The sequence below is a fragment of the Rhizobium esperanzae genome, assembly GCF_014197615.1.
Lineage (GTDB): Bacteria > Pseudomonadota > Alphaproteobacteria > Rhizobiales > Rhizobiaceae > Rhizobium > Rhizobium esperanzae_A.
Genome location: NZ_JACIFY010000020.1, coordinates 25,971 through 47,264, shown reverse-complemented (window position 1 = coordinate 47,264; position 21,294 = coordinate 25,971). Strand labels below are relative to the sequence as shown.

The following is a 21,294-nucleotide window of genomic DNA, read 5'->3' as shown; positions in this document are numbered from 1 at the left end:
TAGACACATGGCAAGAAGCACGTCGCCGGCGATGGATGGCCGTCCGGATCGGTTCTCCTTCTCGGCATTCATGCTGCGGCAGATCCAGGCGCTCATCGGCTTTGCGATCTTTCTGCTGCTGGCACTCTGCGTGGCGGCGCTGGCGACATGGAACGTCGCTGATCCGAGCTATTCCTATGCCACCGCCAACCTGCCGACGAATATCCTCGGTTACAGCGGGGCTGCCTTTGCCGATATCGTCATGCAGTTCCTCGGCCTTGCCAGCGTCGTTTCGATGCTGCCGATCGTCGCCTGGGCGCTGACGCTGATCTCGGGCCGCCGCTTCAGCCGTATCCCCGCCCGCGCCGGCGCCTGGCTTGCCGGCACGGTGCTGTCCTGCGCCGTCATCGGCTGCTTTCCGCCGCCGCTGACCTGGCCGATCCCGAACGGCATCGGCGGCGTCGTCGGCGATATGATCCTGCGGTTTCCCGCACTCTTCGTCGGCGCCTATCCCACCGGCACCTTCGCCATGGTCGTCGGCTGCATCTTTGCAGCACCCACCGCCTGGATGATGCTCTTCGCATCGGGCCTCGTCGGCCGCAGCGAAGCCGAGGAAGAGATCGAGGACGATTACGCCGGGACAACAAGCAAGGCCCGCGTCGTCGGAGACGAGGACGAGGACGAGGAGTCGCGCTGGGTCGCTTTCAGCGGTGCCATGACGCATGCGTGGTATATGAGCCAGGGCCGGCTGCGCCGGCTCTTCGGCATGGGGCCGCGCAAGCGCCGCCAGGGTGATTTCGAATCGCCCTATGATTTCAACGATGACGAGTTCGGCACGCTGAACGAACCGGTCCGCGCCAAGACGCCCGCCGTTCGCGGCGAGCGCATGGAGCCGTCGATGGAGGCGCGGCCGGCTTCGCCGCGCCGTATCGTTTCTGCACCGTCGCTTTCCATCGATGACGATGATGACGACGACGATCGGCCTTTCGATAACGACATGCCGCCGCGCCCGGCCGATATCCTGCCCGACGATGATGACGACGACTGGATGATCCGCGCACCGGCAAAACCCGTCGGTAAGCCGGAACCGCGCGTCGTGCCCGCGGTGGCGCGGCCGAAGCCCAGCACCCGCATCGAGCGGGAAGCGCAGGGCTCGTTCATCCGTCCCGAGGGTTTCCAGCTTCCCTCGATGCATCTGCTTGCCGAGCCGAAGAATGTCGTGCGCGACTCCACGCTTTCAGCCGATGCGCTGGAGCAGAACGCCCGCATGCTCGAAGGTGTGCTCGAGGATTTCGGCGTCAAGGGCGAGATCATCCATGTCCGTCCGGGCCCTGTCGTCACGCTCTACGAACTCGAACCGGCGCCCGGCATCAAGTCGTCGCGCGTCATCGGCCTTGCCGACGATATCGCCCGCTCGATGAGCGCCATTGCCGCCCGCGTCGCCGTCGTTCCCGGCCGCAATGCGATCGGCATCGAATTGCCGAACCAGACGCGCGAGACCGTCTATCTGCGCGAACTCATCGCCTCTCGGGATTTCGAAGGCAGCAAGGCCAAGCTCGCCATGGCGCTCGGCAAGACGATCGGCGGCGAAGCCGTCATCGCCGATCTTGCCAAGATGCCGCATCTGCTCGTCGCCGGCACCACCGGCTCCGGCAAGTCGGTCGCCATCAATACGATGATCCTGTCGCTGCTCTATCGGATGACGCCGGAACAGTGCCGGCTGATCATGATCGACCCGAAGATGCTCGAACTCTCCGTCTATGACGGCATCCCGCATCTGCTCTCGCCTGTCGTCACCGATCCGAAGAAGGCCGTCGTCGCGCTCAAATGGACCGTGCGCGAGATGGAAGAGCGCTACAAGAAGATGTCGAAGATCGGTGTGCGCAACATCGACGGCTTCAACAGCCGCGTCGAGCAGGCCCTGTCGAAGGGCGAGGCGATCTCGCGCACGGTGCAGACCGGCTTCGACCGCCACACCGGCGAGGCGATGTACGAGACGGAAGAATTCGATCTCAGGCCGATGCCCTATATCGTCGTCATCATCGACGAAATGGCCGACCTGATGATGGTCGCCGGCAAGGATATCGAAGGCGCCGTCCAGCGTCTCGCCCAGATGGCGCGCGCCGCCGGCATCCACGTGATCATGGCGACACAGCGCCCCTCGGTCGACGTCATCACCGGCACGATCAAGGCGAACTTCCCGACCCGCATCTCCTTCCAGGTGACCTCGAAGATCGACAGCCGCACGATCCTCGGCGAACAGGGCGCCGAACAGCTGCTCGGCATGGGCGACATGCTCTACATGGCGGGCGGCGGGCGCATCCAGCGCGTGCACGGTCCGTTCGTCTCGGATGTCGAGGTGGAAGAGATCGTCTCCTACCTGAAAAGCCAGGGCTCGCCGCAATATCTCGATGCGATCACCGCCGATGACGACGAGGACGGCGACTACGGCGGCGGTGGCCCGGCCGGCACGTCGAACCTTTCGGATTCAGAAGATCCCTACGATCAGGCCGTCGCCATCGTGCTGCGTGACGGCAAGGCTTCGACCTCCTACGTCCAGCGCCGGCTCGGCATCGGTTACAACCGGGCCGCCTCGCTCATCGAGCGGATGGAGAAGGAAGGCATCATCGGGCCGGCCAACCATGCGGGCAAACGCGAAATTCTCGTTCCCACCGAAGGCGACATCCTCGACCGCTGAAATAATCGGCATATATTTCCTATCAGGGCCGCTTTTGCGGAAACCTGACGGCAGTCAAGCCGTTACCTCTCGCGGGCCGGTGGCAACGCCTTGAAGACGCCGCCTTTCGGCAGCATGCAGATCGCATAAAGGAGATTTAGATGAGTAATTCCGACGCCTTCCTCTCCGGCCTGACGGTAACGCGGCGCGATCTCCTCGGTGCCTTTGCGATCGCCGCGGCGGCGAGCGCCATTCCCCTCGGCGCCCACGCACAGGCGGCAGCTCCCGCCTCCGGCACTGCGCAGGCGATTGCCGATCATTTCTCCGGCGTCACGACGATGCAGGGCGAATTCGTGCAGTTCGGCCCGCGCGGCGAACAGACCGGCGGCAAATTCTTCATCCAGCGCCCCGGCAAATTGCGCTTCAACTATGACGACCCGTCGCCGATGCGGGTGATCGCCGACGGCAAGAACGTCGCCATCGGCAATACCAAGCTGAAAACCTGGGATCTCTATCCGCTCTCCAAGACGCCGCTCAGCCTGCTGCTCGCGCAGCATATCGACTTGTCGGCCGGCATGGTGAAGGGCGTCAAGGAAGAGTCGGATCTGACGACGATCGCGCTCGGCAACAATACGGTGTTCGGCAACTCGACCATCACCATGATGTTCGATCCGAAGACCTACGACCTGCGTCAGTGGACGATCACCGACAATCAGGGCAAGGACACGTCGGTGATGATCTTCAACGTCAAGACAGGCGTGCAGTTCGACGATCGCGTTTTCCGCGTGCCCTATGAGACCATTCCGGGCACACCGCAGTCTCGTGATTGAGGCGTTTTCGGTTGATCGCCGTATGCGGGCAGTTCCCTCCGGTCCGCCTTTGTTCTAAAGCCCTTTCATGAAAGCGTGAGAGGGCATGGGGCATGAGCTTTTCGATCACCACCTGGAACATCAACTCGGTGCGGCTGCGCATGCCGATCGTCGAGCAGCTCGTTCTCAAGCACAGGCCGGATATTCTCTGCCTGCAGGAAACCAAGGTGCCGAACGAGCTCTTTCCGGCCGCACCGCTGCGGGCGATGGGCTACGATCACATCATCATCCATGGCCAGAAGGGCTATCACGGCGTCGCGATCGCCTCGCGCATTCCGCTGACGGAGGATCACCGGCAGGATTATTGCGGTGTCGGCGATGCCCGCCACATCTCGGCGATCGTCGAGCGCGGCAATCGCCGCATCCGGCTGCATAATTTCTACGTTCCGGCCGGCGGCGACGAGCCCGATCGGACGATCAATCCGAAATTCGGCCACAAGCTCGATTTCATCGAGGAGATGAAGCAGCTGAAAGCCAATGGCGAGGCGAATACGTCGTCGATTCTCGTCGGCGACTTGAACATCGCGCCGCTGGAGCACGATGTCTGGTCGCACAAGCAGCTCCTGAAGATCGTCAGCCATACGCCCGTCGAGACCGACGGGCTGCTCGAGGTGATGAAGCGCGGCGGCTGGCACGATCTGATGCGCCAGCATGTGCCGGAAAGCGAAAAGCTCTATACTTGGTGGAGCTACCGCGCCAAGGATTGGGAGGCTGCCGATCGCGGCCGCCGTCTCGACCACATTTGGTCGTCATCGGATCTCGGGCCGCATCTCAAGCGCATCGAGATCCTCAAGGAGGCGCGCGGCTGGGATCGACCCTCTGACCACGTGCCGGTGACGGCGCATTTCGATTTCTGATGCAGTGGCTTCTCCAGGAGTTCGAGGACACTCATAAGCTGGCCGAGGCGCTCGACCGGCTCGGCATCTCGTACACATGGCACAAGGTCGTTCCGTTCGTCGGCGAACTCATTCCCAAGCCGGTCGTCACCGATCCAGGCTCCGTGGTTATGTTCGGCTCGTATTCGCTGTGGAGGAATGCCGAGGCGAACGGTTACCGGCCGGGTATGTTCAAGCTGCGCCCTTTCGTCCAGGAACAGGCGTGGCATCCCTATCTTCTCAATGGAGCCGACGCGCTGTTCCTTGTCCTCCGAGATGTCCCTGCCCATTTGGCAGACGATGGAAGGGAATGGTTCCTGCGTCCCGTTGACGACAGCAAGGAGGAACCCGGCAATGTCAAATCGACGGATGAGATCATCCGCATGGCGGAACGGGTCCTCGCGCTCGACGAAGATGAAATTCCGGCAGGATCGCTTCGCCACGACACACTGCTGATGTTCACCAAGCCTGTCCGCATCCTGCGCGAATGGCGTCTCTGGGCTGTCAACGATCGGATCGTCACCTACTCGCTGTACAAGGATGGATCACGTGTCATTCATCGCCACGAGATCGATGCCGATGTGCTGGAGTTCGGGCAGCGGATGGTAGACATCAATCCCGGCTACTCGCCGGCCTATGTCATCGATGTCTGCCGTACCGAAGAGGGATTGAAGCTGCTTGAGACGAACTGCCTCAACGCTGCAGGATTCTACGCCGCAGACCTGGTCAAGCTTGCCGCAGCAATCGACAGCTTGGCGCACAGCTGACGGTTTGCGCTGTATGGCTGCGGGCCACAGGGCTCAGCTGAAGCGATAGAACTGGCTTGCGGCCTTTGCCGCAAGTTCGGCTATATTGTCGCGGATGCGGTTCTCGATCAGCCGGGCGGCGTCCGGATATTCTTCGATCAGCCGATGGAAGAGGGCGCGGGTGATGCGGATGATGCTGGTGTCCTCGCGGGCGACCGCGGTGAATTTACGCTCCACCAGCGTGACCAGCGCCAGCTCGGAGATCAGCGTTCCGGGACCGGCGACCCCTTCTGCCCTCTGAATGCCGTCGCTGCCTGTTACGCTCAGCTCCAGGCTGCCGCTGAGGACGACATAGGCGCTCTCGGCGGGTGAGCCCTGGCGAAACAGCATCTGGCCGGCTGCGATCAGGCGCCGGTCGGCGCCGAAGGCGATCAGGCGCAGCTGATCCTCGTTCATGTCCTTGAACAAAGGAAGCTGCGCGAGCATGCGGATGTCGTCAGTCAGCGCCATACGGGCTTTTCGCCTTAGAGCAATTGCCAGGCAAGGCGTGAAACGCTTTTGCCGGGAATTGCGTGAAAACCAAGAGATAGAGCATTTCCATGATTCGGAGAAAACGGAAATGTTTTAGGGAATGATCTTGTAGCCGCCGTTTTCCGTCACGAGGATTTCGGCATTGGAGGGATCGCGTTCGATCTTCTGGCGCAGGCGGTAGACGTGGGTTTCCAGCGTATGCGTCGTCACGCCCGAGTTATAGCCCCAAACCTCTTCGAGCAGCACGTCACGGGTGACCACTTTCTGTTCGGCACGGTAGAGGTAGCGGATGATCGCCGCCTCCTTTTCCGTCAGCCGGATCTTCTGGCCGTTATCTGTCGTCAGCAGCTTCTGGCTCGGCTTGAACAGGTAGGGGCCGACGGTGAAGGTCGCATCCTCGCTCTGTTCGTGCTGACGCAGCTGCACGCGAATGCGCGCGAGCAGTACGGCGAAGCGGAAGGGCTTGGTGACATAGTCGTTGGCGCCGGCTTCGAGGCCGAGGATCGTATCCGAATCGGTATCGTGGCCGGTCAGCATGATGATCGGCGCCTTGAAGCCGCCTTTGCGCAGCAGCTTTACCGCCTCGCGGCCGTCCATATCGGGCAGGCCGACATCCATGATCAGCAGGTCGACGGGTGTCGAGCGGGCAGTCGCAACACCCTTGCCGGCATTGGCTTCCTGCAGAACCGAAAATTCCTCATACAGCGACAATTGCTCCGTCAGCGTCTGACGAAGGTCGTCGTCGTCATCCACCAGAAGAATGGTGCGTGCGGTCATGCCGTTGCGTCCTCATGTTAAGTTCCCTAGTCCTACGCCAAATTCCTGGTTTGGCAAGGATCGGGCGGCGGACTGTTGCCGCGCAGGTTTTCATATGATTTCAATTGGAGTCCCAGACAATCCAAGACATGCGAGAAAAATGGAAAAAACAAGGCGGGAGCCGGGGATGAAGCCGCCGACGATCGTGGTTCGGCCGGTGCCGGGGAAGAAGAGCCGGGCAATCGTCCGGCTCGGCGCGATCACCGTGCTCGCGGCGATCGGCCGGTCCGGCCGCACCGTAATCAAACGCGAGGGCGACGGCGCCACGCCGATCGCCTCGATGAGGTTGATATCCGGCTTCCGGCGTGGCGATCGGAACGGCCGGCTCGTCACGTCTCTTCCCATCCGCCGCATCCGCGCCGACATGCTCTGGTGCGATCAGCCTGGGAATGCCAGCTACAACCGCCTCGTCAGGGCGCCGTTCGGCGCAAGCCATGAGGAGATGCGGCGCGGCGACGGGCTCTACGATATCTGCCTGGTGATGGACTGGAACATTTCCTCGCGGGCGCGTTATCGCGGCTCGGCAATCTTCTTCCATTTGATTAGGCCGGGCTACGAGCCGACGGCCGGTTGCGTGGCGGTGAGCCCCAGCGACATGCGCCGCCTTCTGCCGCACGTCCGAAAGGGAACGATTGTCCGCGTCCTCTGATTGTCTTCCGGATGCGGCTGCCTATATGTTTCCGGTGACCGAACGCTGCGGCTGAAATGCGTTCCGGGACGTTTGCATCTGTGCTGACGCAATCCACGCCTCGTCCAATTCTTCAAACTCCCGGAGATATATTGTGACCGCTCAACCCATCATCACTTTCCATGACGGACATTCCATTCCCCAGGTCGGGCTCGGTGTCTGGCAGACGCCGCAGGATATTGCCGCCCCGACGGTGCGCACCGCAATTGCCGCCGGCTATCGCCATATCGACACGGCGTCCGGTTACGACAACGAAGAGGGCGTCGGCGAAGGCATCCGCTCGTCCGGCCTCGACCGCAAGGATATCTTCGTCACCACCAAGCTCAGGAACACCGACCAGGGCTACGACAATACGCTCAGCGCCTTCGACAGCAGCCTGAAGAAGCTCGGTTCCGACTATGTCGACCTCTATCTCGTTCACTGGCCGTCACCGCATCGCGGCCTTTATACCGAGACATGGAAGGCCTTCGTGCGTATCCGCGAAGAGGGCCGGGCCCGCTCGATCGGCGTGTCGAATTTCACGCCGGAGCATCTGGAGCGCATCATCGGCGAGACAGGCGTCGTTCCCGTCATCAACCAGATCGAGCTGCACCCCGACTTCCAGCAGAAGCCGGCGCAGGAGGCGCACAAGAAACTGAACATTGCCACCGAATCCTGGAGCCCGCTCGGCCAGGGCAAGTTCATCTCGAATGCCGCTATCGGCGAGATCGCACGCAAACATCAAAAGACGCCGGCTCAGGTCATCATCCGCTGGCACATCGATAGCGGCCTCGTCGTCATTCCGAAGTCGGTGACGCCGTCGCGCATCGCGGAGAATTTCCAGGTGTTCGACTTCAAGCTCGATGCCGACGACATGGCGGCGATCGCCAGGCTCGACAGCGCCGGCACCCGCATGGGACCGGACCCGATGACGGCAACCTTCTGACCGCCTGGGATCATCAGAGCCGTCACACATCTTTGTGCGACATGCCCCTAAGCAGGTCCATCGGCGACCGCCCCGGAGGAGAGCTCATCCGGGGCGGCGTTGTCGGGGGTACCGCCTTCCCGTCAATAATTGCAGTTCGAGGATCCGTTGGTCGGCGCAAAGCCGTGGTCGCAGCTGTCGTTCAGGCGCTGCGGCCGTCTGATCGAGCCGGTATAATAGTCGTCGAAGGCGCCCGCCGGATACCAATAGCCGTTCGCGCTCTTGATATAGCCGGACCGGGCGCTGCCATAGCCCCGATATCCGTTGAGATAGGGTATCTTGCTTTGGGTGATCTGGTGCAGCAGATCGGAAGCGGCCGTGACTGGTCCTATCGCCGGACGGATCGGAGCGGCCTCGGCGACGTCGATCGATGCCTGCGATGCAAATACGATCAAGCCGGCTTGCAGTAAACTCCGTACCCTTTTCCGCCTCATGGCCATTCCCCCGATGGCGCGGTGTTCGCCGATATTGCGCCTATCTCAATGAGGCCATACGCGTTTTCCGATGTCGATTGCCCGAAAGGATGAAAATGGACAGGCGCGGCCCTGCACAAACGGGCTTGCCCGCTCTGTCATAACGGTCGTCAACCGAGGCAGCGGCGCCATGAAATACGAAACCGCCCGATGCGCTGGGCGCATCGGGCGGTTTTCATTCTCTTATTGTCGGATGACAGATCAGTTCCACTCGCGGATATCGACGAAGTGGCCGGCGATCGCGGCCGCGGCCGCCATGGCCGGCGAGACGAGGTGTGTGCGGCCCTTGAAGCCCTGACGGCCTTCGAAATTGCGGTTCGAGGTCGAGGCGCAACGCTCGCCCGGCTTCAGGCGGTCGTCGTTCATCGCAAGACACATGGAGCAGCCCGGCTCGCGCCAGTCGAAGCCGGCGGCCTTGAAGATCTTGTCGAGGCCTTCGGCTTCCGCCTGTTCCTTGACGAGGCCGGAGCCCGGAACGATCATCGCATCGACGGTGGCGGCGACCGTCTTGCCTTCGACGACCTTGGCGACTTCGCGCAGATCCTCGATGCGGCCGTTGGTGCAGGAGCCGATGAAGACGCGATCGAGGGTGATGTCGGTCATCTTCGTGCCCGGCTTCAGACCCATATAATCGAGCGCGCGCCACTTGGAGGTGCGCTTGGTCTCGTCCTGGATATCGTCGGGGTTCGGCACGATGCCCTGGACGGAGATGACGTCCTCGGGCGAGGAGCCCCAGGAGACGATCGGCGGCAGGCTGGCGGCGTCGAGCACGACGACGCGGTCATAGTGAGCGCCTTCGTCGGTCTGCAGCGTCTTCCAATAGGCGATCGCCTGTTCCAGCGCTTCGCCCTTCGGCGCGCGCGGCTTGCCCTTGATATATTCGAAGGTCTTTTCATCGGGCGCGATCAGGCCGGCGCGGGCGCCGCCTTCAATCGTCATGTTGCAGATGGTCATGCGGCCTTCCATCGACAGCGAACGGATCGCTTCGCCGGCAAATTCGATGACGTGGCCGGTGCCGCCGGCGGTGCCGATTTCGCCGATGATGGCGAGGATGATGTCCTTGGCGGTGACGTGCGGCGGCAGCAGGCCGTCGACACGCACCAGCATGTTCTTCGCCTTCTTCTGGATCAGCGTCTGGGTCGCCAGAACATGCTCGACCTCGGAGGTGCCGATGCCGTGCGCCAGCGCGCCGAAGGCGCCGTGTGTCGAGGTGTGGCTGTCACCGCAGACGATGGTCATGCCGGGCAGGGTGAAGCCCTGTTCCGGGCCGACGATGTGGACGATGCCCTGGCGCTTGTCGCTTGCCGAATAATATTCGACGCCGAATTCGGCGGCGTTGGTGGCGAGCGCCTCAACCTGGATGCGGCTTTCCTCGTTCTTGATGCCGAGATGGCGATCGGGTGACGTCGGAACGTTATGGTCGACGACGGCGAGCGTCTTTTCCGGGGCGCGAACCTTGCGGCCGGTCATACGCAGGCCTTCGAATGCCTGCGGCGAGGTGACTTCGTGGACCAGATGGCGGTCGATGTAGAGAAGACAGGTGCCGTCTGCCTGTTCGTCGACCAGATGATCGTCCCAGATCTTGTCGTAGAGGGTACGCGGTGCGCTCATGGCGTTAAGTCCGTTTTTTTGGAAGCTTTGGAAAATCGAGAATGCGGATCAGGCTCCGCGGCCGTCATTCGATCAACGAAGTCGGCTGTTGAGCGCACCGGACACGCAGGCAAAAAACCGCGCCGGCAGGCGATAATGGTCCTGCAGCACGAAAATATGCGCGCCAGTGCATCTGAACTTGGATTCCATCGCCTGCATATAACGATTTTTCGCGGCGGCTTCAATTTGAATCATCAGAGGGCCGGCCGCGATGGCGCGGCTGTTGATCATTCACCGCGATTTCAGCCACTTCTCCGTGCGCCGCAGCGCCAGCGACAGGCCGATCGTCAGGATCAGGTAGATATAGGTGACGATCGAATAGGTCTCGAAGAAGCGAAAGGAGCCGGCGGCATAGACCTTGCCCATCTGGGTGATGTCGGCGACGCCGAGCACGGAGACGAGCGAGCTGTCCTTGACCATGGAGACGAAATCGTTGGACAGCGGCGGGAAGATCACCCGGACCGCCTGCGGGAAGACGACGGAGCGGAAGCGCCGGTAGCGGGAAAGGCCGAGTGCCTTGGCCGCTTCGATCTGGCCCAGATCGACCGACTGGAAACCGGCCCGGAAGATTTCGGCGATGAAGGAGGAATAACCGATCGTCAGCGCGATGATCGCCCGCCACATCAGCGAGAGGTCGCGCACCAGGATGGGCTCGGCCATGCCTGAGGTCACCAGCGGCGAAATCAGAAAATTATAGGCGGCGACCAGAGCCGGGGCACCGACGAAGGCGACGTAGAATAAGAGCACGAGGATCGGGATGCCGCGGATGGTCTCGATGTAGAATCGCGCGATCTGCCGCGCGACCTGGCTGTCGGCCATGCCGAGCAGGCAGATGCCGAGGCCGAGCACCGTGGCGAGCACGAAGGCGACCAGCGTGACGAAGACGGTGATGCCGACGCCGTTGACCACGGTGCGGAAAACCTGGGCGTAGATATCGTTGGTGACGATGACGGCGGCAAGGACGATGCCGATCGCGACGAGCGCGACCAGCCACCAGGGATAGTCGTCCTTGACGTGAGACGGGCGTACGGCCATCAGCAGTTGCCCGGCGTCATTCGCCCATCTTGTAGTCGAGGAACCACTTCTTGTTCAGCGCATCCAGCGTACCGTCGGCCTTGAGTGCCGAAATGGCGGCGTTGACCGGGGCGACGAGATCGGAGCCTTTCGGGAAGATGAAACCGAAATCCTCGGTGCCGAGCGGCCCGCCGATCAGCTTCAGGGCGCCCCCCGAGGCGTCGACGTAGCCTTTGCCGGCAGTGCCGTCGGTCAGCACGACGTCGACGTCGCCGGCCTTCAGCGCCTGGACGGTGGCGCCGAAGGTTTCGAAGAGCTTGATGCGCGGGTTCTGTTCGTTGCCGTCGAGCACTTCATAGACAGCCGTATAGAAAGGCGTGGTGCCGGGCTGGGCGCCGACCAGGCCATCCTTGATTTCGGCGAAGGACTTGGCGTCGGTGAAGCGCTTCTCGTCGCCGCGCACCAGCATGAACTGCTGCGAGCGCATGTAGGGATCGGAGAAATCCACCTTCTGCTTGCGGTCTTCCTTGATGGTGATGCCGGTCATGCCGATATTGTACTGGCCGTCGGACACCGCCTGGATCATCGCGTCCCAGCTGGTGTTCTGATATTCGATCTTGACGTTCAGCCGCTTGGCGATCTCGTTCATCGCATCATATTCCCAGCCGATCGCCTTGCCCGATTTCGGATCGATGAACTGCAGCGGCGGATAGGCATTCTCGGTGACGACGACGACGCTCTTGCCGCCGAGATCCGGCAGTTCGGCGGCCGATGCGGCAAGCGGCAGAAGAGCAAGGGCGGCAAAGCCAGCAAGAACGGTGCGGCGAAACAACATTGAACGGTTCCCTCAATTGAACGGCGAAAACTGTCACGGAAGATAGGCCCGAGGCAAGGCCGCGGGCTGCGTGGCGAAGCAAAAAATAGAAAAGGCGACCCGAAGGCCGCCTTTCCAGGAATAGAATTTTGCGCAGATCTTATTCTGCTGCCGGTTCCGCTGCGGCGGCAGCGGCGGCTGCTTCAGCAGCGGCCTTGGCTTCGGCTGCTTCTGCTGCTGCCTTCTCGGCGGCGAGCGCCTGGGCGGCTGCAACCTTTTCAGCTTCGATGCGTGCCTTTTCCTCGGCAACGGCGGCGCGCTCGGCGTCGTTGAGCTTGCGGGCGCGGACGCCGGTGTCTTCAACGATACGGGCAGACTTGCCGCGACGGTCGCGGAGGTAATAAAGCTTGGCGCGACGGACCTTACCGCGGCGAACGACGTCGACGCTTTCGATCATCGGCGAGTAAACCGGGAATACGCGCTCGACGCCTTCGCCGTAGGAGATCTTGCGGACCGTGAAGTTTTCCTGCAGGCCGCCGCCGGAGCGGGCGATGCAGACGCCTTCATAGGCCTGAACGCGGGTACGGTTGCCTTCCGTGACCTTCACGTTGACGCGGACGGTGTCGCCCGGGGAGAATTCAGGAAGGGTGCGCTTGGCTTCGATCTTGGCGGCCTGTTCGGCCTCAAGCTGCTGAATGATGTTCATCGTCTTAACCTTTGGTTCTTCTGAAACAGCCAGAGCGCTCGACACTGATCCTTCGGAACTGGCCTCGGGACTTTGCCCTTGCGGGCGGGAGCGGGTTCGCCATTCTTTGTTTGCTGGCAGACGGGGCTAACCCCATTTCCGCGTGCGCCAATACACGAAAGGCCGGGGCTTGTCATCCCTCGCACGACATTTTTGTGAAGGGGAGGGCTGATTCAGCCGCTTTTCTCGGTTTTCGCCCTTTCGAAGAGGTCCGGCCGCCGCTCCCGCGTCAGCCGCACCGCCTCCTCGTGCCGCCATTTTTCGATGGCGCCGTGATTGCCCGAGGTCAGGATCGACGGGATTTCCCGGCCTTCCCATGCCTGCGGCCTGGTATAATGGGGATGTTCCAGCAGCCCGCCTTCGAAGCTCTCGTGCAGGCCGGAGAGATCGTTGCCCATGACACCCGGCAGGATGCGGATGATGGCGTCGAGCAGGATCAGCGCCGCCGGCTCGCCGCCTGACAGCACATAGTCGCCGATCGAGACCTCTTCCAGTTCGCGCGCCTCAATCACCCGCTGGTCGACGCCCTCGAAGCGGCCGCAGACGATGATGACGCCGTCGCCGGCGGCAAGCTCGCGAACACGCTCCTGTGTCAGCGGCCGGCCGCGCGGGCTCATCAGCAGGCGCGGGCGGGTGTCGTTTTGCGCGGTGCTGTCGATCGCCCGGGCGAGAACGTCCGGTTTCAGCACCATGCCGGCGCCGCCGCCGGCCGGGGTGTCGTCGACGGTGCGGTGTTTGTCGGTCGCGAAATCGCGGATCTGCACGGCGTCAAGCGACCATTGCCCTCGTTCCATCGCCTTACCGGCGAGCGAGAAGCCCAGATGTCCCGGAAACATTTCCGGATAGAGTGTCAGCACGCTCGCCCGGAAGGACATCACTTATTCTTTTTCGGCTTGTCCGCGGTGAATTTCGAAAGCTCTTCGGGATCGTCGACCAGTCCTGCCGCCAGCGGATCGATCAGCAGCGTGCCGGCTTCGAGGTCGATCTCCAGCACCGAGGCTTCGGAGAAGGGGATCAGCACCGGGCGCTTGCCCGGACCCTTGAGCTCCAGGAGATCGCCGGCGCCGAAATCGAAGACGCCGGTGACCGTGCCGTAGCTCACGCCCTGGTCGTCGCGTGCCTCGAGCCCCTCGAGATCGGCGTAGTAGAACTCGTCGTGCTCCAGCTCCTCGTCGGGCAGGTTGTCACGCTCGATATAGAGTTCCAGGCCGTTCAGCGCCTCGGCGGCATTGCGGTCGTTGATGCCCCGGAAACGGACGACGACCATATTCTTCGTCTCGCGAATTTCGAGCACTTCGAAGCTGCGGCCGTCCATGCTGTGCAGGTGGCCGTAGTCACCAAGGGCGCTCGGGTCGGCCGTATAGGCCTTGGCGCGCACCTCTCCCCGGAGGCCCTGTGCGCCACCGATCGTCGCCATCAGAACGGGGTTTTCAAGCTTTGTCATGGGTTCCTTCATGTGAAGCCGAAAGACAGGCCTCTCATAAACGAAGTGCGCAGGATTGGAAACGAAAACGGGCGGCATGTCGCCATGCCGCCCGTTCGATAGGGACTATCCCGATTATTCCGCGGCGTCGGCAGCAGCAGCAGCGGCGTCAGCGATCTTCTGAGCCTTTTCTGCGGCGCGTTCCTGGGCGCGCTTGCCGGGCTTTGCCTTCTCGGGGTTGTTCTTGGCTTCGCGCTTGGCAACGCCGGCTTCATCGAGGAAACGCAGAACGCGGTCGGTCGGCTGGGCGCCGTTTTCGATCCAGTGCTTGATGCGCTCGGCATTCAGCTGAACGCGCTTCTCGTCGTCCTTGGCGAGCATCGGGTTCCAGGAACCGAGGTTTTCGAGGAAGCGGCCGTCACGCGGGCTGCGCGCATCGGCGAGAACGACGTGGTAGTACGGGCGCTTCTTGGAGCCACCGCGGGCGAGACGAATTTTCAGTGCCATGTTCTTTACTCCTTAGGCTTTTCTTGACCGCTTCGTGGGCGGTGTGGTTATCGGGCTGCGGCGCTCTGTTCAGCGTGGTCCGCAGCGATCTGCTCATGATGCCGGATGACTTCCTTGATGACGAAGTTCAGGAACTTCTCGGCGAAATCCGGGTCCAGATTGGCGGCCTTTGCCAGCTGGCGAAGGCGTTCGATCTGGTATTCCTCGCGCGCCGGGTCGGCCGGCGGCAGATTGTATTTGGCCTTCAGCACGCCGACCTCTTTGGTGCAGCGGAAGCGTTCGGCCAGCATGTGCACGAGAGCGGCATCGATATTGTCGATCGACTGACGGTAGCTCGCGAGCTGGGCTTTGACGTTTGGATCAATCATGGGGCAAGCGATCCTTTCACTTCTTCTTCGGCAATCCGGGCAATCCCGGGAAACCACCGCCAAGGCCCGGCAGCTTGGCGCCGCCGAGGCCCGGCAAACCACCCGGCAGACCGCCGAGACCGGGCATACCCCCACCCGGTTTTCCAAGCCCCGCAGCTTCCGCCTGCTTCTGCAGGGCTTCGAGCTGGCGGGGATCGATATTCGAGAGATCGGGCATGCCGCCCATGCCACCGCCAAGCCCCATCTTGCCGGCAAGGCCGCCCATCATCTGCTTCATCAGGCCGCCTTTGCCCTTGCCGCCCATCATCTTCATCATGTCGGCCATCTGGCGGTGCATTTTCAGAAGCTTGTTGATGGCGGCGGCGTCGGTGCCGGAGCCGGCGGCGATGCGCTTCTTGCGCGAATGCTTGAGCAGGTCGGGATTGGCGCGCTCGGCCTTGGTCATCGACTGGATGATGGCGATCTGGCGGCCGAAAAGCCTGTCGTCGAGGCCGGCTGCGGCCATCTTGTCCTTCATGCCGGCCATGCCCGGCATCATGCCCATGATGCCGCCCATGCCGCCCATCTTCTGCATCTGGCGCAGCTGGTCGGCGAGGTCGTTCAGGTCGAACTTGCCCTTGGCCATCTTGGCGGCCATGGCCGCCGCCTTCTCGGCGTCGATATTCTCCGCGGCGCGTTCGACGAGCGAAACGATATCGCCCATGCCGAGAATGCGGTCGGCGATCCGGCGGGGATGGAACTCTTCGAGCTCGCTCATCTTCTCGCCGACGCCGATCAGCTTGATCGGCTTGCCGGTGACGGCGCGCATCGAAAGGGCGGCACCGCCGCGACCGTCGCCGTCCATGCGGGTGAGGACAAGGCCGGTGATGCCGACGCGTTCGTCGAAGTTGCGGGCGAGATTGACGGCGTCCTGGCCGGTGAGGCTGTCGGCGACCAGCAGGATTTCATGCGGGTTCGACTTTTTCTTGATGTCGGCCATTTCGACCATCAAGGGCTCGTCGATATGGGTGCGGCCGGCGGTATCGAGAATGACGACGTCATGGCCGCCGAGTCTCGCCGCCTGCACGGCGCGGGCGGCGATATCGGTCGGCGACTGGCCTGCGATAACAGGCAGCGTGTCGATGCTGGCCTGGGCGCCGAGCTGGCGAAGCTGCTCCTGGGCTGCCGGGCGGCGCGTATCCAGCGACGCCATCAGCACCTTCTTCTTGTCGCGCGTCGACAGGCGATGGGCGATCTTGGCCGTCGTCGTCGTCTTGCCGGAGCCCTGCAGGCCGACCATCATGACGACGACGGGGGCGGCCGCATGCAGGTCGATGCCCACACCTTCGCCGCCCAGCATCTCGATCAGTTCGTCATGGACGATCTTGACGACCATCTGGCCGGGCTTGATCGACTTCAGGATCTCGGCGCCGACGGCCTTTTCACGCACGCGGTCGGTGAAGGAACGCACGACGTCGAGCGCGACGTCGGCCTCCAGCAGCGCACGGCGAACCTCGCGCAGCGCTGCGGAAACATCGGCTTCCGAAAGCGAGCCACGGCCTGTCAGTCCATTCAGAATGGATCCAAGACGGTCCTGGAGGTTTTCAAACATCGGCTCTTCCTTGATACGTTTCGGGCGGGTTCGATATGCCCGGAAACGTCGTGCTTTTCCTTGACGAAAACAAGACGCAAAGCCAAAAAGCACCCGAGGGCGCATCGCGCTGTCGGGTGTTGACCTCCGGGATCTCGAAGTCCCGGTCGGCGGCTCGGAGTCATGCGGCTCGTCGCGGATTGGGCGCGATAAACAGGAAAGTGCCGGTAAAGTCAAGGCGAATGCGGACAGATGACCGCGTGGCGGGCTTTTCGGAAGCGACATAATGTGGCTGCGAGCGGCCAAAAATCGCCGCGGGCAGGCCAAATTCGCCATAGAGGCCAGTTGCAAAATATTCCACTTGTGATTCTACTTTCTACTTAAGTGTATCCTGTAAAATGATTCGTAAATATCCTTGATGCCGGATGATCCGGCGGAGATATCGAATGATAAATCCTGATATTGAGAGCTGGGCGCTGGCACGGGCTCACCATATTGTCCTGAACGAAGGCCTTAGCCTTGCCAAGGCGGCGCAGGATCTGGATCGCAAGCGGTCCCGCTCGCTGGTCTACGAGCTGAGAAAGGTCATCACCGCCGCGATCGTCGAAGCGCATGCGGCGTCTTTCGACATCGACGGCGCCAAGCGGTAAAGCCGGACCGCTTCGAAAGAGCGGCCGGCGGCAATGTTTGCCCGGCACTCACCCACTGGTAATTCCTTCGCATTTCCGCCATATACAGCGGAAAGACGGACGGAATGATATCATGAGCGCAACGGTCGAATTCGCGAGGATGAACGGGCTTGGCAACAAGATCCTGGTTGTCGACATGCGCGGACGGCCTGATAAGGTGACGCCTGTCGCGGCGGTCGCGCTCAATGCCGATCCGCAGACGGAGTTCGACCAGATCATGGCGATCCATGATCCGAAGGCCGATGGCACCGATGCTTTCATCGATATCCTGAATTCCGACGGCTCGAAGGCGCAGGCCTGCGGCAACGGCACGCGCTGCGTCGTGCAGGCGCTTGCCGCCGAGACCGGCCGAAAGGCTTTTACCTTCCAGACCGTCGCCGGCATCCTCAACGCCGTCGAGCATGAAGACGGGACGATCTCCGTCGATATGGGCCGGCCGGTCTTCGATTGGAACAGGATTCCGCTGGCGGAAGAATTCCACGACACCAGCCGCATCGAACTGCAGATCGGCCCGATCGACAATCCGGTGCTGCATTCGCCGTCGGTAATGTCGATGGGCAACCCGCATGCGATCTTCTGGGTGGATCGGGACGTCATGTCCTACGATCTCGCCCGTTTTGGACCACTGCTCGAAAACCATCCGATGTTTCCCGAGCGCGCCAATATCACGCTGGCGCAGGTGACCTCGCCGACATCGATGACGACGCGCACCTGGGAGCGCGGCGCGGGACTGACGCTTGCCTGCGGTTCGGCCGCCTGTTCGGCTGCCGTCAGCGCGGCGCGCACCGGCCGCACCGGCCGCAAGGTGACGATCAATGTGGCGAGCGCCAAGCCGCCGGCGACACTTTCGATCGAATGGCGCGAGCGCGATGACCATGTCATCATGACCGGCCCGGCCGAATGGGAATGGTCGGGCAGGCTCGATCCGTCGACAGGTCTCTGGTCGCGCGATGGTACCCAAGAGGCGGGGGCGCAGTGAGCGGCGTCGAGGTCATTACCTTCGGCTGCCGCCTCAACACATATGAATCCGAAGTGATGAAGGCGCAGGCTGAAAAGGCCGGGCTGAACAATGCCATCCTGGTCAACACCTGTGCGGTGACCGGCGAAGCCGTGCGCCAGGCCCGCCAGGCGATCCGCCGCGCACGGCGCGACAATCCGCATGCCCGTATCATCGTCACCGGCTGCGCCGCACAGACGGAAAAACAGACCTTTGCCGAGATGGCGGAGGTCGATGCGGTGCTCGGCAACGAGGAAAAGCTTTCGAGCGCCTCCTATCGCAGCCTGCCGGATTTTGGCGTTTCGGCCGAAGAGAAGCTGCGCGTCAACGATATCATGAGCGTCAAGGCGACGGCGCCGCAGATGGTCAGGCATATCGATGGCCATGTGCGCGCCTTCATCCAGGTGCAGAACGGCTGCGACCACCGCTGCACCTTCTGCATCATCCCCTATGGCCGCGGCAATTCCCGCTCCGTGCCGATGGGGGCGGTCGTCGACCAGGCCCGCAGGCTCGCCGACAGCGGTTATCGCGAAATCGTGCTGACCGGCGTCGACGCCACCAGCTATGGCGCCGATCTGCCGGGCGCGCCGACGCTCGGCCTCCTGGCGAAGACGCTACTGAAACAGCTCCCTGAAATCCGGCGCCTCCGGCTTTCCTCGATCGACAGCATCGAGGCGGATGCCCATCTGATGGACCTGATTGCCGACGAGCCGCGCTTCATGCCGCATCTGCACCTGTCGCTGCAGCATGGCGACGACCTGATCCTGAAGCGGATGAAGCGCCGGCATTCGCGCGCCGATGCGCTGCGTTTCATCGAGGATGCGCGCCGGCTTCGCCCGGAGATGAGCTTCGGCGCCGATATGATTGCCGGCTTTCCCACGGAAACCGAAGAGATGTTCGACAATACAGTGCGGCTCGCCGAAGAGGCCGGTATTGCGCATCTGCATGTCTTTCCCTACAGCCCGCGGCCCGGCACGCCGGCCGCCCGCATGCCGCAGCTCGACCGGTCGCTGGTCAAGGATCGCGCCGCAAGGCTGCGCGCCACTGGACATAGGCTGCATCAATCCCATCTCGACGGCATGGTTGGAACTCGGCAATGGCTGCTTGTCGAAAACAACGGCCTGGCGCATACGGAAAACTTCACGCTGGTCGCAGCCCCCGGCCTTCGTCCCGGCGAACTTGTGCCGGTCACGATCACCGGCCACAATGGCAAACATCTCGACATGCAATTGACGGCCGCTGCCGCGGCCTGACTTTCACGGAATCCCCATGGCGCTCAGTTTCATCAAAAAGGTCTTCACCTTCGGCAAGCCGGCTGAAGAGCCTGTGCCCGAGGCCGTGGAAAGGGAGCTGGAGCCACGCTCGCGCGACGAAGATCTGCCGATTGCGGATGATCCCGTTCTTGCCGAGGAAATGGAAACGGCCGGCGGCCCTGCTGCCGATATCGTGCAGGACGCTGAGGAAGAGCGAGACGATGCCGAGCCCGCGATCCTGCCGGCTCCGGACCAGCTCAGCGATATGGGTGTCGTGCCGCTGTCGCTGCTGGAAGCCGAGGCGGAAGCGGAGGAAGATACCCCCCCTACCCTGCCGGGCGTCCCCCCCACAGGTGGGGGGACTGGGCACGCGGATGCCGATCGCCAGGCAATGGATATGGAGAGTGGGTCCGCCGCTTCGGATGATGCACTCAAGGTGGCGGAAAACATCGCCGCGAGTTTCCCCCCACCTGTGGGGGGGATGCCCGGCAGGGTAGGGGGGGAGGCCGCGGATCGCGAGCTTTCGGTCGAAACACCCCTGCCATCACCGGAGTCGACAGAATCGGCGCCGGCTGTTGAGCCCATCCTCCCCAAAGGCTTCGCCACCGGCCCGAAGGTTGCCGAACCCGAACCCGTTGCCCCGCAACTCAAACTCAGTTGGTTCCAGCGCCTGCGCAACGGTCTCGCGCGCACCTCCTCGCAGCTGACCGGCCAGATCGCCGCGCTCTTCACCAAGCGCAAGCTCGACGACGAGACGCTGCAGGATCTCGAAGATCTGCTGATCCAGGCCGATCTCGGCGTCGAGACCGCACTGCGCGTCACCGATACGCTCGCTTCCGAGCGCTACGGCAAGGATGTCACCGGCGAAGATGTCAGCCGGATCATGGCCTCCGAAATTGCCAAGGTTTTGAAGCCGGTCGCCAAGCCGCTGCAGCTCGACCTCTCGCACAAGCCGCATGTCATCCTCGTCGTCGGCGTCAACGGCACCGGCAAGACGACGACGATCGGCAAGCTCGCGGCCAAACTTTCCGGCGCCGGACTGAAGGTGATGCTGGCCGCCGGCGATACGTTCCGCGCGGCGGCGATCGAGCAGCTGAAAATCTGGGCCGAGCGGACCAATTCCGAATTCATCGGCACCAAGCTCGGCGCCGATGCCGCCGGCCTTGCCTACGACGCCTTCGAACAGGCAAAAGCCCGGAAATGCGACGTGCTGATCGTCGATACCGCCGGCCGCCTGCAGAACAAGGCCGAGCTGATGGCCGAGCTCGAGAAGATCGTGCGCGTGCTCGGCAAGCTCGATCCCGATGCGCCGCATACCGTGCTGCAGACGCTCGACGCCACGACGGGACAGAATGCGCTGAGCCAGGTCGAGATTTTCCGCAACGTCGCCGGCGTCAACGGCCTGATCATGACCAAGCTCGACGGCACGGCACGCGGCGGCATCCTCGTCGCCATTTCCGCCAAGCACAAGCTGCCGGTCTATTTCATCGGCGTCGGCGAGGGGGTCGACGATCTGGAGCCGTTCGAGGCGGAGGATTTCGCGCATGCCATTGCCGGGCTTGGGCAATGATGCCACAGATATGCCGCCGAAAGCCTGCAAGGCACGGCCGGCACGCAGGTTTCCAGGAAGAACAGGTTTGAAGAAG

23 protein-coding genes are annotated in these 21,294 nt (G+C 62.5%); 10 read left to right on the top strand and 13 right to left on the bottom strand.

Annotation, left to right across the window (positions count from 1 at the left end):
- Positions 1-7 precede the first annotated feature (7 nt).
- The 4 genes from GGD57_RS23700 (at position 8) to GGD57_RS23685 (ending at position 5,167) form a co-directional block, all read left to right on the top strand.
- The gene (locus GGD57_RS23700; protein ID WP_184472682.1) at positions 8-2,677 is read left to right on the top strand and encodes an FtsK/SpoIIIE family DNA translocase; all 2,670 of its coding nucleotides are present in this window, start codon (positions 8-10) and stop codon (positions 2,675-2,677) included.
- 140 nt (positions 2,678-2,817) lie between these two features.
- Positions 2,818-3,486, top strand: coding sequence for an outer membrane lipoprotein carrier protein LolA (locus tag GGD57_RS23695; RefSeq protein WP_184472681.1), 669 nt, complete (start codon positions 2,818-2,820; stop codon positions 3,484-3,486).
- 92 nt (positions 3,487-3,578) lie between these two features.
- Positions 3,579-4,382, top strand: a complete 804-nt coding sequence (locus GGD57_RS23690; RefSeq protein ID WP_184472680.1) for an exodeoxyribonuclease III — start codon at positions 3,579-3,581, stop codon at positions 4,380-4,382.
- Positions 4,382-5,167 (top strand): ATP-grasp domain-containing protein, encoded by a 786-nt coding sequence (locus GGD57_RS23685; protein WP_184472679.1) that lies wholly within the window; start codon positions 4,382-4,384, stop codon positions 5,165-5,167. The genes GGD57_RS23690 and GGD57_RS23685 overlap by 1 nt, the downstream gene beginning before the upstream one ends.
- A gap of 33 nt (positions 5,168-5,200) precedes the next feature.
- Here GGD57_RS23685 and GGD57_RS23680 read toward each other — a convergent pair whose 3' ends face one another.
- Together GGD57_RS23680 and GGD57_RS23675 are read right to left on the bottom strand one after the other, a co-directional pair.
- The gene (locus GGD57_RS23680; protein ID WP_184472678.1) at positions 5,201-5,656 is read right to left on the bottom strand and encodes a cyclic nucleotide-binding domain-containing protein; all 456 of its coding nucleotides are present in this window, start codon (positions 5,654-5,656) and stop codon (positions 5,201-5,203) included.
- 114 nt (positions 5,657-5,770) lie between these two features.
- Positions 5,771-6,454, bottom strand: coding sequence for a response regulator transcription factor (locus tag GGD57_RS23675; protein WP_003582964.1), 684 nt, complete (start codon positions 6,452-6,454; stop codon positions 5,771-5,773).
- 166 nt (positions 6,455-6,620) lie between these two features.
- Between GGD57_RS23675 and GGD57_RS23670 the strand changes: the two genes are divergently transcribed.
- Together GGD57_RS23670 and GGD57_RS23665 are read left to right on the top strand one after the other, a co-directional pair.
- On the top strand, positions 6,621-7,142 hold the full coding sequence (locus tag GGD57_RS23670; RefSeq protein WP_184472677.1) for a L,D-transpeptidase family protein: 522 nt from the start codon (positions 6,621-6,623) through the stop codon (positions 7,140-7,142).
- Between the two features lie 133 nt (positions 7,143-7,275).
- The gene (locus tag GGD57_RS23665) at positions 7,276-8,106 is read left to right on the top strand and encodes an aldo/keto reductase (protein ID WP_184472676.1); all 831 of its coding nucleotides are present in this window, start codon (positions 7,276-7,278) and stop codon (positions 8,104-8,106) included.
- A 122-nt stretch (positions 8,107-8,228) separates the two neighbouring features.
- On the opposite strand, the gene GGD57_RS23660 is transcribed toward GGD57_RS23665, so the two are convergent.
- From GGD57_RS23660 to ffh, 11 genes are all read right to left on the bottom strand, one after another.
- On the bottom strand, positions 8,229-8,579 hold the full coding sequence (locus tag GGD57_RS23660; protein WP_184472675.1) for a cell surface protein: 351 nt from the start codon (positions 8,577-8,579) through the stop codon (positions 8,229-8,231).
- A 240-nt stretch (positions 8,580-8,819) separates the two neighbouring features.
- A complete protein-coding gene (gene leuC, locus GGD57_RS23655) occupies positions 8,820-10,229 on the bottom strand; it encodes a 3-isopropylmalate dehydratase large subunit (protein WP_085738673.1) in 1,410 nt (469 codons plus the stop codon).
- A 72-nt stretch (positions 10,230-10,301) separates the two neighbouring features.
- Positions 10,302-10,499, bottom strand: coding sequence for a hypothetical protein (locus GGD57_RS23650; RefSeq protein WP_184472737.1), 198 nt, complete (start codon positions 10,497-10,499; stop codon positions 10,302-10,304).
- The gene (locus GGD57_RS23645) at positions 10,500-11,303 is read right to left on the bottom strand and encodes an amino acid ABC transporter permease (RefSeq protein WP_184472674.1); all 804 of its coding nucleotides are present in this window, start codon (positions 11,301-11,303) and stop codon (positions 10,500-10,502) included.
- A 16-nt stretch (positions 11,304-11,319) separates the two neighbouring features.
- Complete coding sequence (locus tag GGD57_RS23640; protein WP_184472673.1) at positions 11,320-12,117, bottom strand: transporter substrate-binding domain-containing protein; 798 nt, start codon at positions 12,115-12,117, stop codon at positions 11,320-11,322.
- A gap of 139 nt (positions 12,118-12,256) precedes the next feature.
- Positions 12,257-12,802, bottom strand: a complete 546-nt coding sequence (rplS, locus tag GGD57_RS23635; protein WP_085738670.1) for a 50S ribosomal protein L19 — start codon at positions 12,800-12,802, stop codon at positions 12,257-12,259.
- 212 nt (positions 12,803-13,014) lie between these two features.
- Positions 13,015-13,716, bottom strand: coding sequence for a tRNA (guanosine(37)-N1)-methyltransferase TrmD (gene trmD, locus GGD57_RS23630; protein WP_184472672.1), 702 nt, complete (start codon positions 13,714-13,716; stop codon positions 13,015-13,017).
- Positions 13,716-14,285: a ribosome maturation factor RimM gene (gene rimM / locus GGD57_RS23625; RefSeq protein WP_184472671.1), complete on the bottom strand. Its 570-nt coding sequence runs from the start codon at positions 14,283-14,285 to the stop codon at positions 13,716-13,718. Before rimM ends, trmD begins: the two co-directional genes overlap by 1 nt.
- A 114-nt stretch (positions 14,286-14,399) precedes the next feature.
- On the bottom strand, positions 14,400-14,771 hold the full coding sequence (gene rpsP / locus GGD57_RS23620) for a 30S ribosomal protein S16 (protein ID WP_085738669.1): 372 nt from the start codon (positions 14,769-14,771) through the stop codon (positions 14,400-14,402).
- 47 nt (positions 14,772-14,818) lie between these two features.
- Positions 14,819-15,139, bottom strand: coding sequence for a chorismate mutase (locus GGD57_RS23615; protein WP_003543666.1), 321 nt, complete (start codon positions 15,137-15,139; stop codon positions 14,819-14,821).
- Positions 15,140-15,155: 16 nt separating this feature from the next.
- Complete coding sequence (gene ffh / locus GGD57_RS23610) at positions 15,156-16,730, bottom strand: signal recognition particle protein (RefSeq protein WP_184472670.1); 1,575 nt, start codon at positions 16,728-16,730, stop codon at positions 15,156-15,158.
- A gap of 404 nt (positions 16,731-17,134) precedes the next feature.
- Here ffh and GGD57_RS23605 point away from each other — a divergent pair, with 404 nt between their 5' ends.
- The 4 genes from GGD57_RS23605 (at position 17,135) to ftsY (ending at position 21,218) form a co-directional block, all read left to right on the top strand.
- On the top strand, positions 17,135-17,359 hold the full coding sequence (locus GGD57_RS23605) for a hypothetical protein (protein ID WP_184472669.1): 225 nt from the start codon (positions 17,135-17,137) through the stop codon (positions 17,357-17,359).
- Positions 17,360-17,471: 112 nt separating this feature from the next.
- A complete protein-coding gene (gene dapF, locus GGD57_RS23600) occupies positions 17,472-18,377 on the top strand; it encodes a diaminopimelate epimerase (protein ID WP_184472668.1) in 906 nt (301 codons plus the stop codon).
- Positions 18,374-19,648 (top strand): tRNA (N(6)-L-threonylcarbamoyladenosine(37)-C(2))-methylthiotransferase MtaB, encoded by a 1,275-nt coding sequence (mtaB, locus tag GGD57_RS23595; protein WP_184472667.1) that lies wholly within the window; start codon positions 18,374-18,376, stop codon positions 19,646-19,648. The genes dapF and mtaB overlap by 4 nt, the downstream gene beginning before the upstream one ends.
- Positions 19,649-19,664: 16 nt before the next feature.
- Positions 19,665-21,218 (top strand): signal recognition particle-docking protein FtsY, encoded by a 1,554-nt coding sequence (ftsY, locus tag GGD57_RS23590; RefSeq protein WP_184472666.1) that lies wholly within the window; start codon positions 19,665-19,667, stop codon positions 21,216-21,218.
- Positions 21,219-21,294: the final 76 nt, after the last annotated feature.

Bases quoted from the DNA above. Each gene is read 5' to 3' on its own strand.
- GGD57_RS23640 (WP_184472673.1), bottom strand. From the start codon at position 12,117: ATGTTGTTTCGCCGCACCGTTCTTGCTGGCTTTGCCGCCCTTGCTCTT.
- GGD57_RS23680 (WP_184472678.1), bottom strand. From the start codon at position 5,656: ATGGCGCTGACTGACGACATCCGCATGCTCGCGCAGCTTCCTTTGTTC.
- GGD57_RS23615 (WP_003543666.1), bottom strand. From the start codon at position 15,139: ATGATTGATCCAAACGTCAAAGCCCAGCTCGCGAGCTACCGTCAGTCG.
- rplS (WP_085738670.1), bottom strand. From the start codon at position 12,802: ATGAACATCATTCAGCAGCTTGAGGCCGAACAGGCCGCCAAGATCGAA.
- GGD57_RS23695 (WP_184472681.1), top strand. From the start codon at position 2,818: ATGAGTAATTCCGACGCCTTCCTCTCCGGCCTGACGGTAACGCGGCGC.
- ffh (WP_184472670.1), bottom strand. From the start codon at position 16,730: ATGTTTGAAAACCTCCAGGACCGTCTTGGATCCATTCTGAATGGACTG.
- rpsP (WP_085738669.1), bottom strand. From the start codon at position 14,771: ATGGCACTGAAAATTCGTCTCGCCCGCGGTGGCTCCAAGAAGCGCCCG.
- GGD57_RS23605 (WP_184472669.1), top strand. From the start codon at position 17,135: ATGATCCGGCGGAGATATCGAATGATAAATCCTGATATTGAGAGCTGG.
- ftsY (WP_184472666.1), top strand. From the start codon at position 19,665: ATGGCGCTCAGTTTCATCAAAAAGGTCTTCACCTTCGGCAAGCCGGCT.
- GGD57_RS23650 (WP_184472737.1), bottom strand. From the start codon at position 10,499: ATGATCAACAGCCGCGCCATCGCGGCCGGCCCTCTGATGATTCAAATT.
- GGD57_RS23675 (WP_003582964.1), bottom strand. From the start codon at position 6,454: ATGACCGCACGCACCATTCTTCTGGTGGATGACGACGACGACCTTCGT.
- GGD57_RS23670 (WP_184472677.1), top strand. From the start codon at position 6,621: ATGAAGCCGCCGACGATCGTGGTTCGGCCGGTGCCGGGGAAGAAGAGC.
- GGD57_RS23645 (WP_184472674.1), bottom strand. From the start codon at position 11,303: ATGGCCGTACGCCCGTCTCACGTCAAGGACGACTATCCCTGGTGGCTG.
- GGD57_RS23660 (WP_184472675.1), bottom strand. From the start codon at position 8,579: ATGAGGCGGAAAAGGGTACGGAGTTTACTGCAAGCCGGCTTGATCGTA.
- trmD (WP_184472672.1), bottom strand. From the start codon at position 13,716: ATGTCCTTCCGGGCGAGCGTGCTGACACTCTATCCGGAAATGTTTCCG.
- GGD57_RS23685 (WP_184472679.1), top strand. From the start codon at position 4,382: ATGCAGTGGCTTCTCCAGGAGTTCGAGGACACTCATAAGCTGGCCGAG.
- rimM (WP_184472671.1), bottom strand. From the start codon at position 14,285: ATGACAAAGCTTGAAAACCCCGTTCTGATGGCGACGATCGGTGGCGCA.
- dapF (WP_184472668.1), top strand. From the start codon at position 17,472: ATGAGCGCAACGGTCGAATTCGCGAGGATGAACGGGCTTGGCAACAAG.
- GGD57_RS23700 (WP_184472682.1), top strand. From the start codon at position 8: ATGGCAAGAAGCACGTCGCCGGCGATGGATGGCCGTCCGGATCGGTTC.
- leuC (WP_085738673.1), bottom strand. From the start codon at position 10,229: ATGAGCGCACCGCGTACCCTCTACGACAAGATCTGGGACGATCATCTG.
- GGD57_RS23690 (WP_184472680.1), top strand. From the start codon at position 3,579: ATGAGCTTTTCGATCACCACCTGGAACATCAACTCGGTGCGGCTGCGC.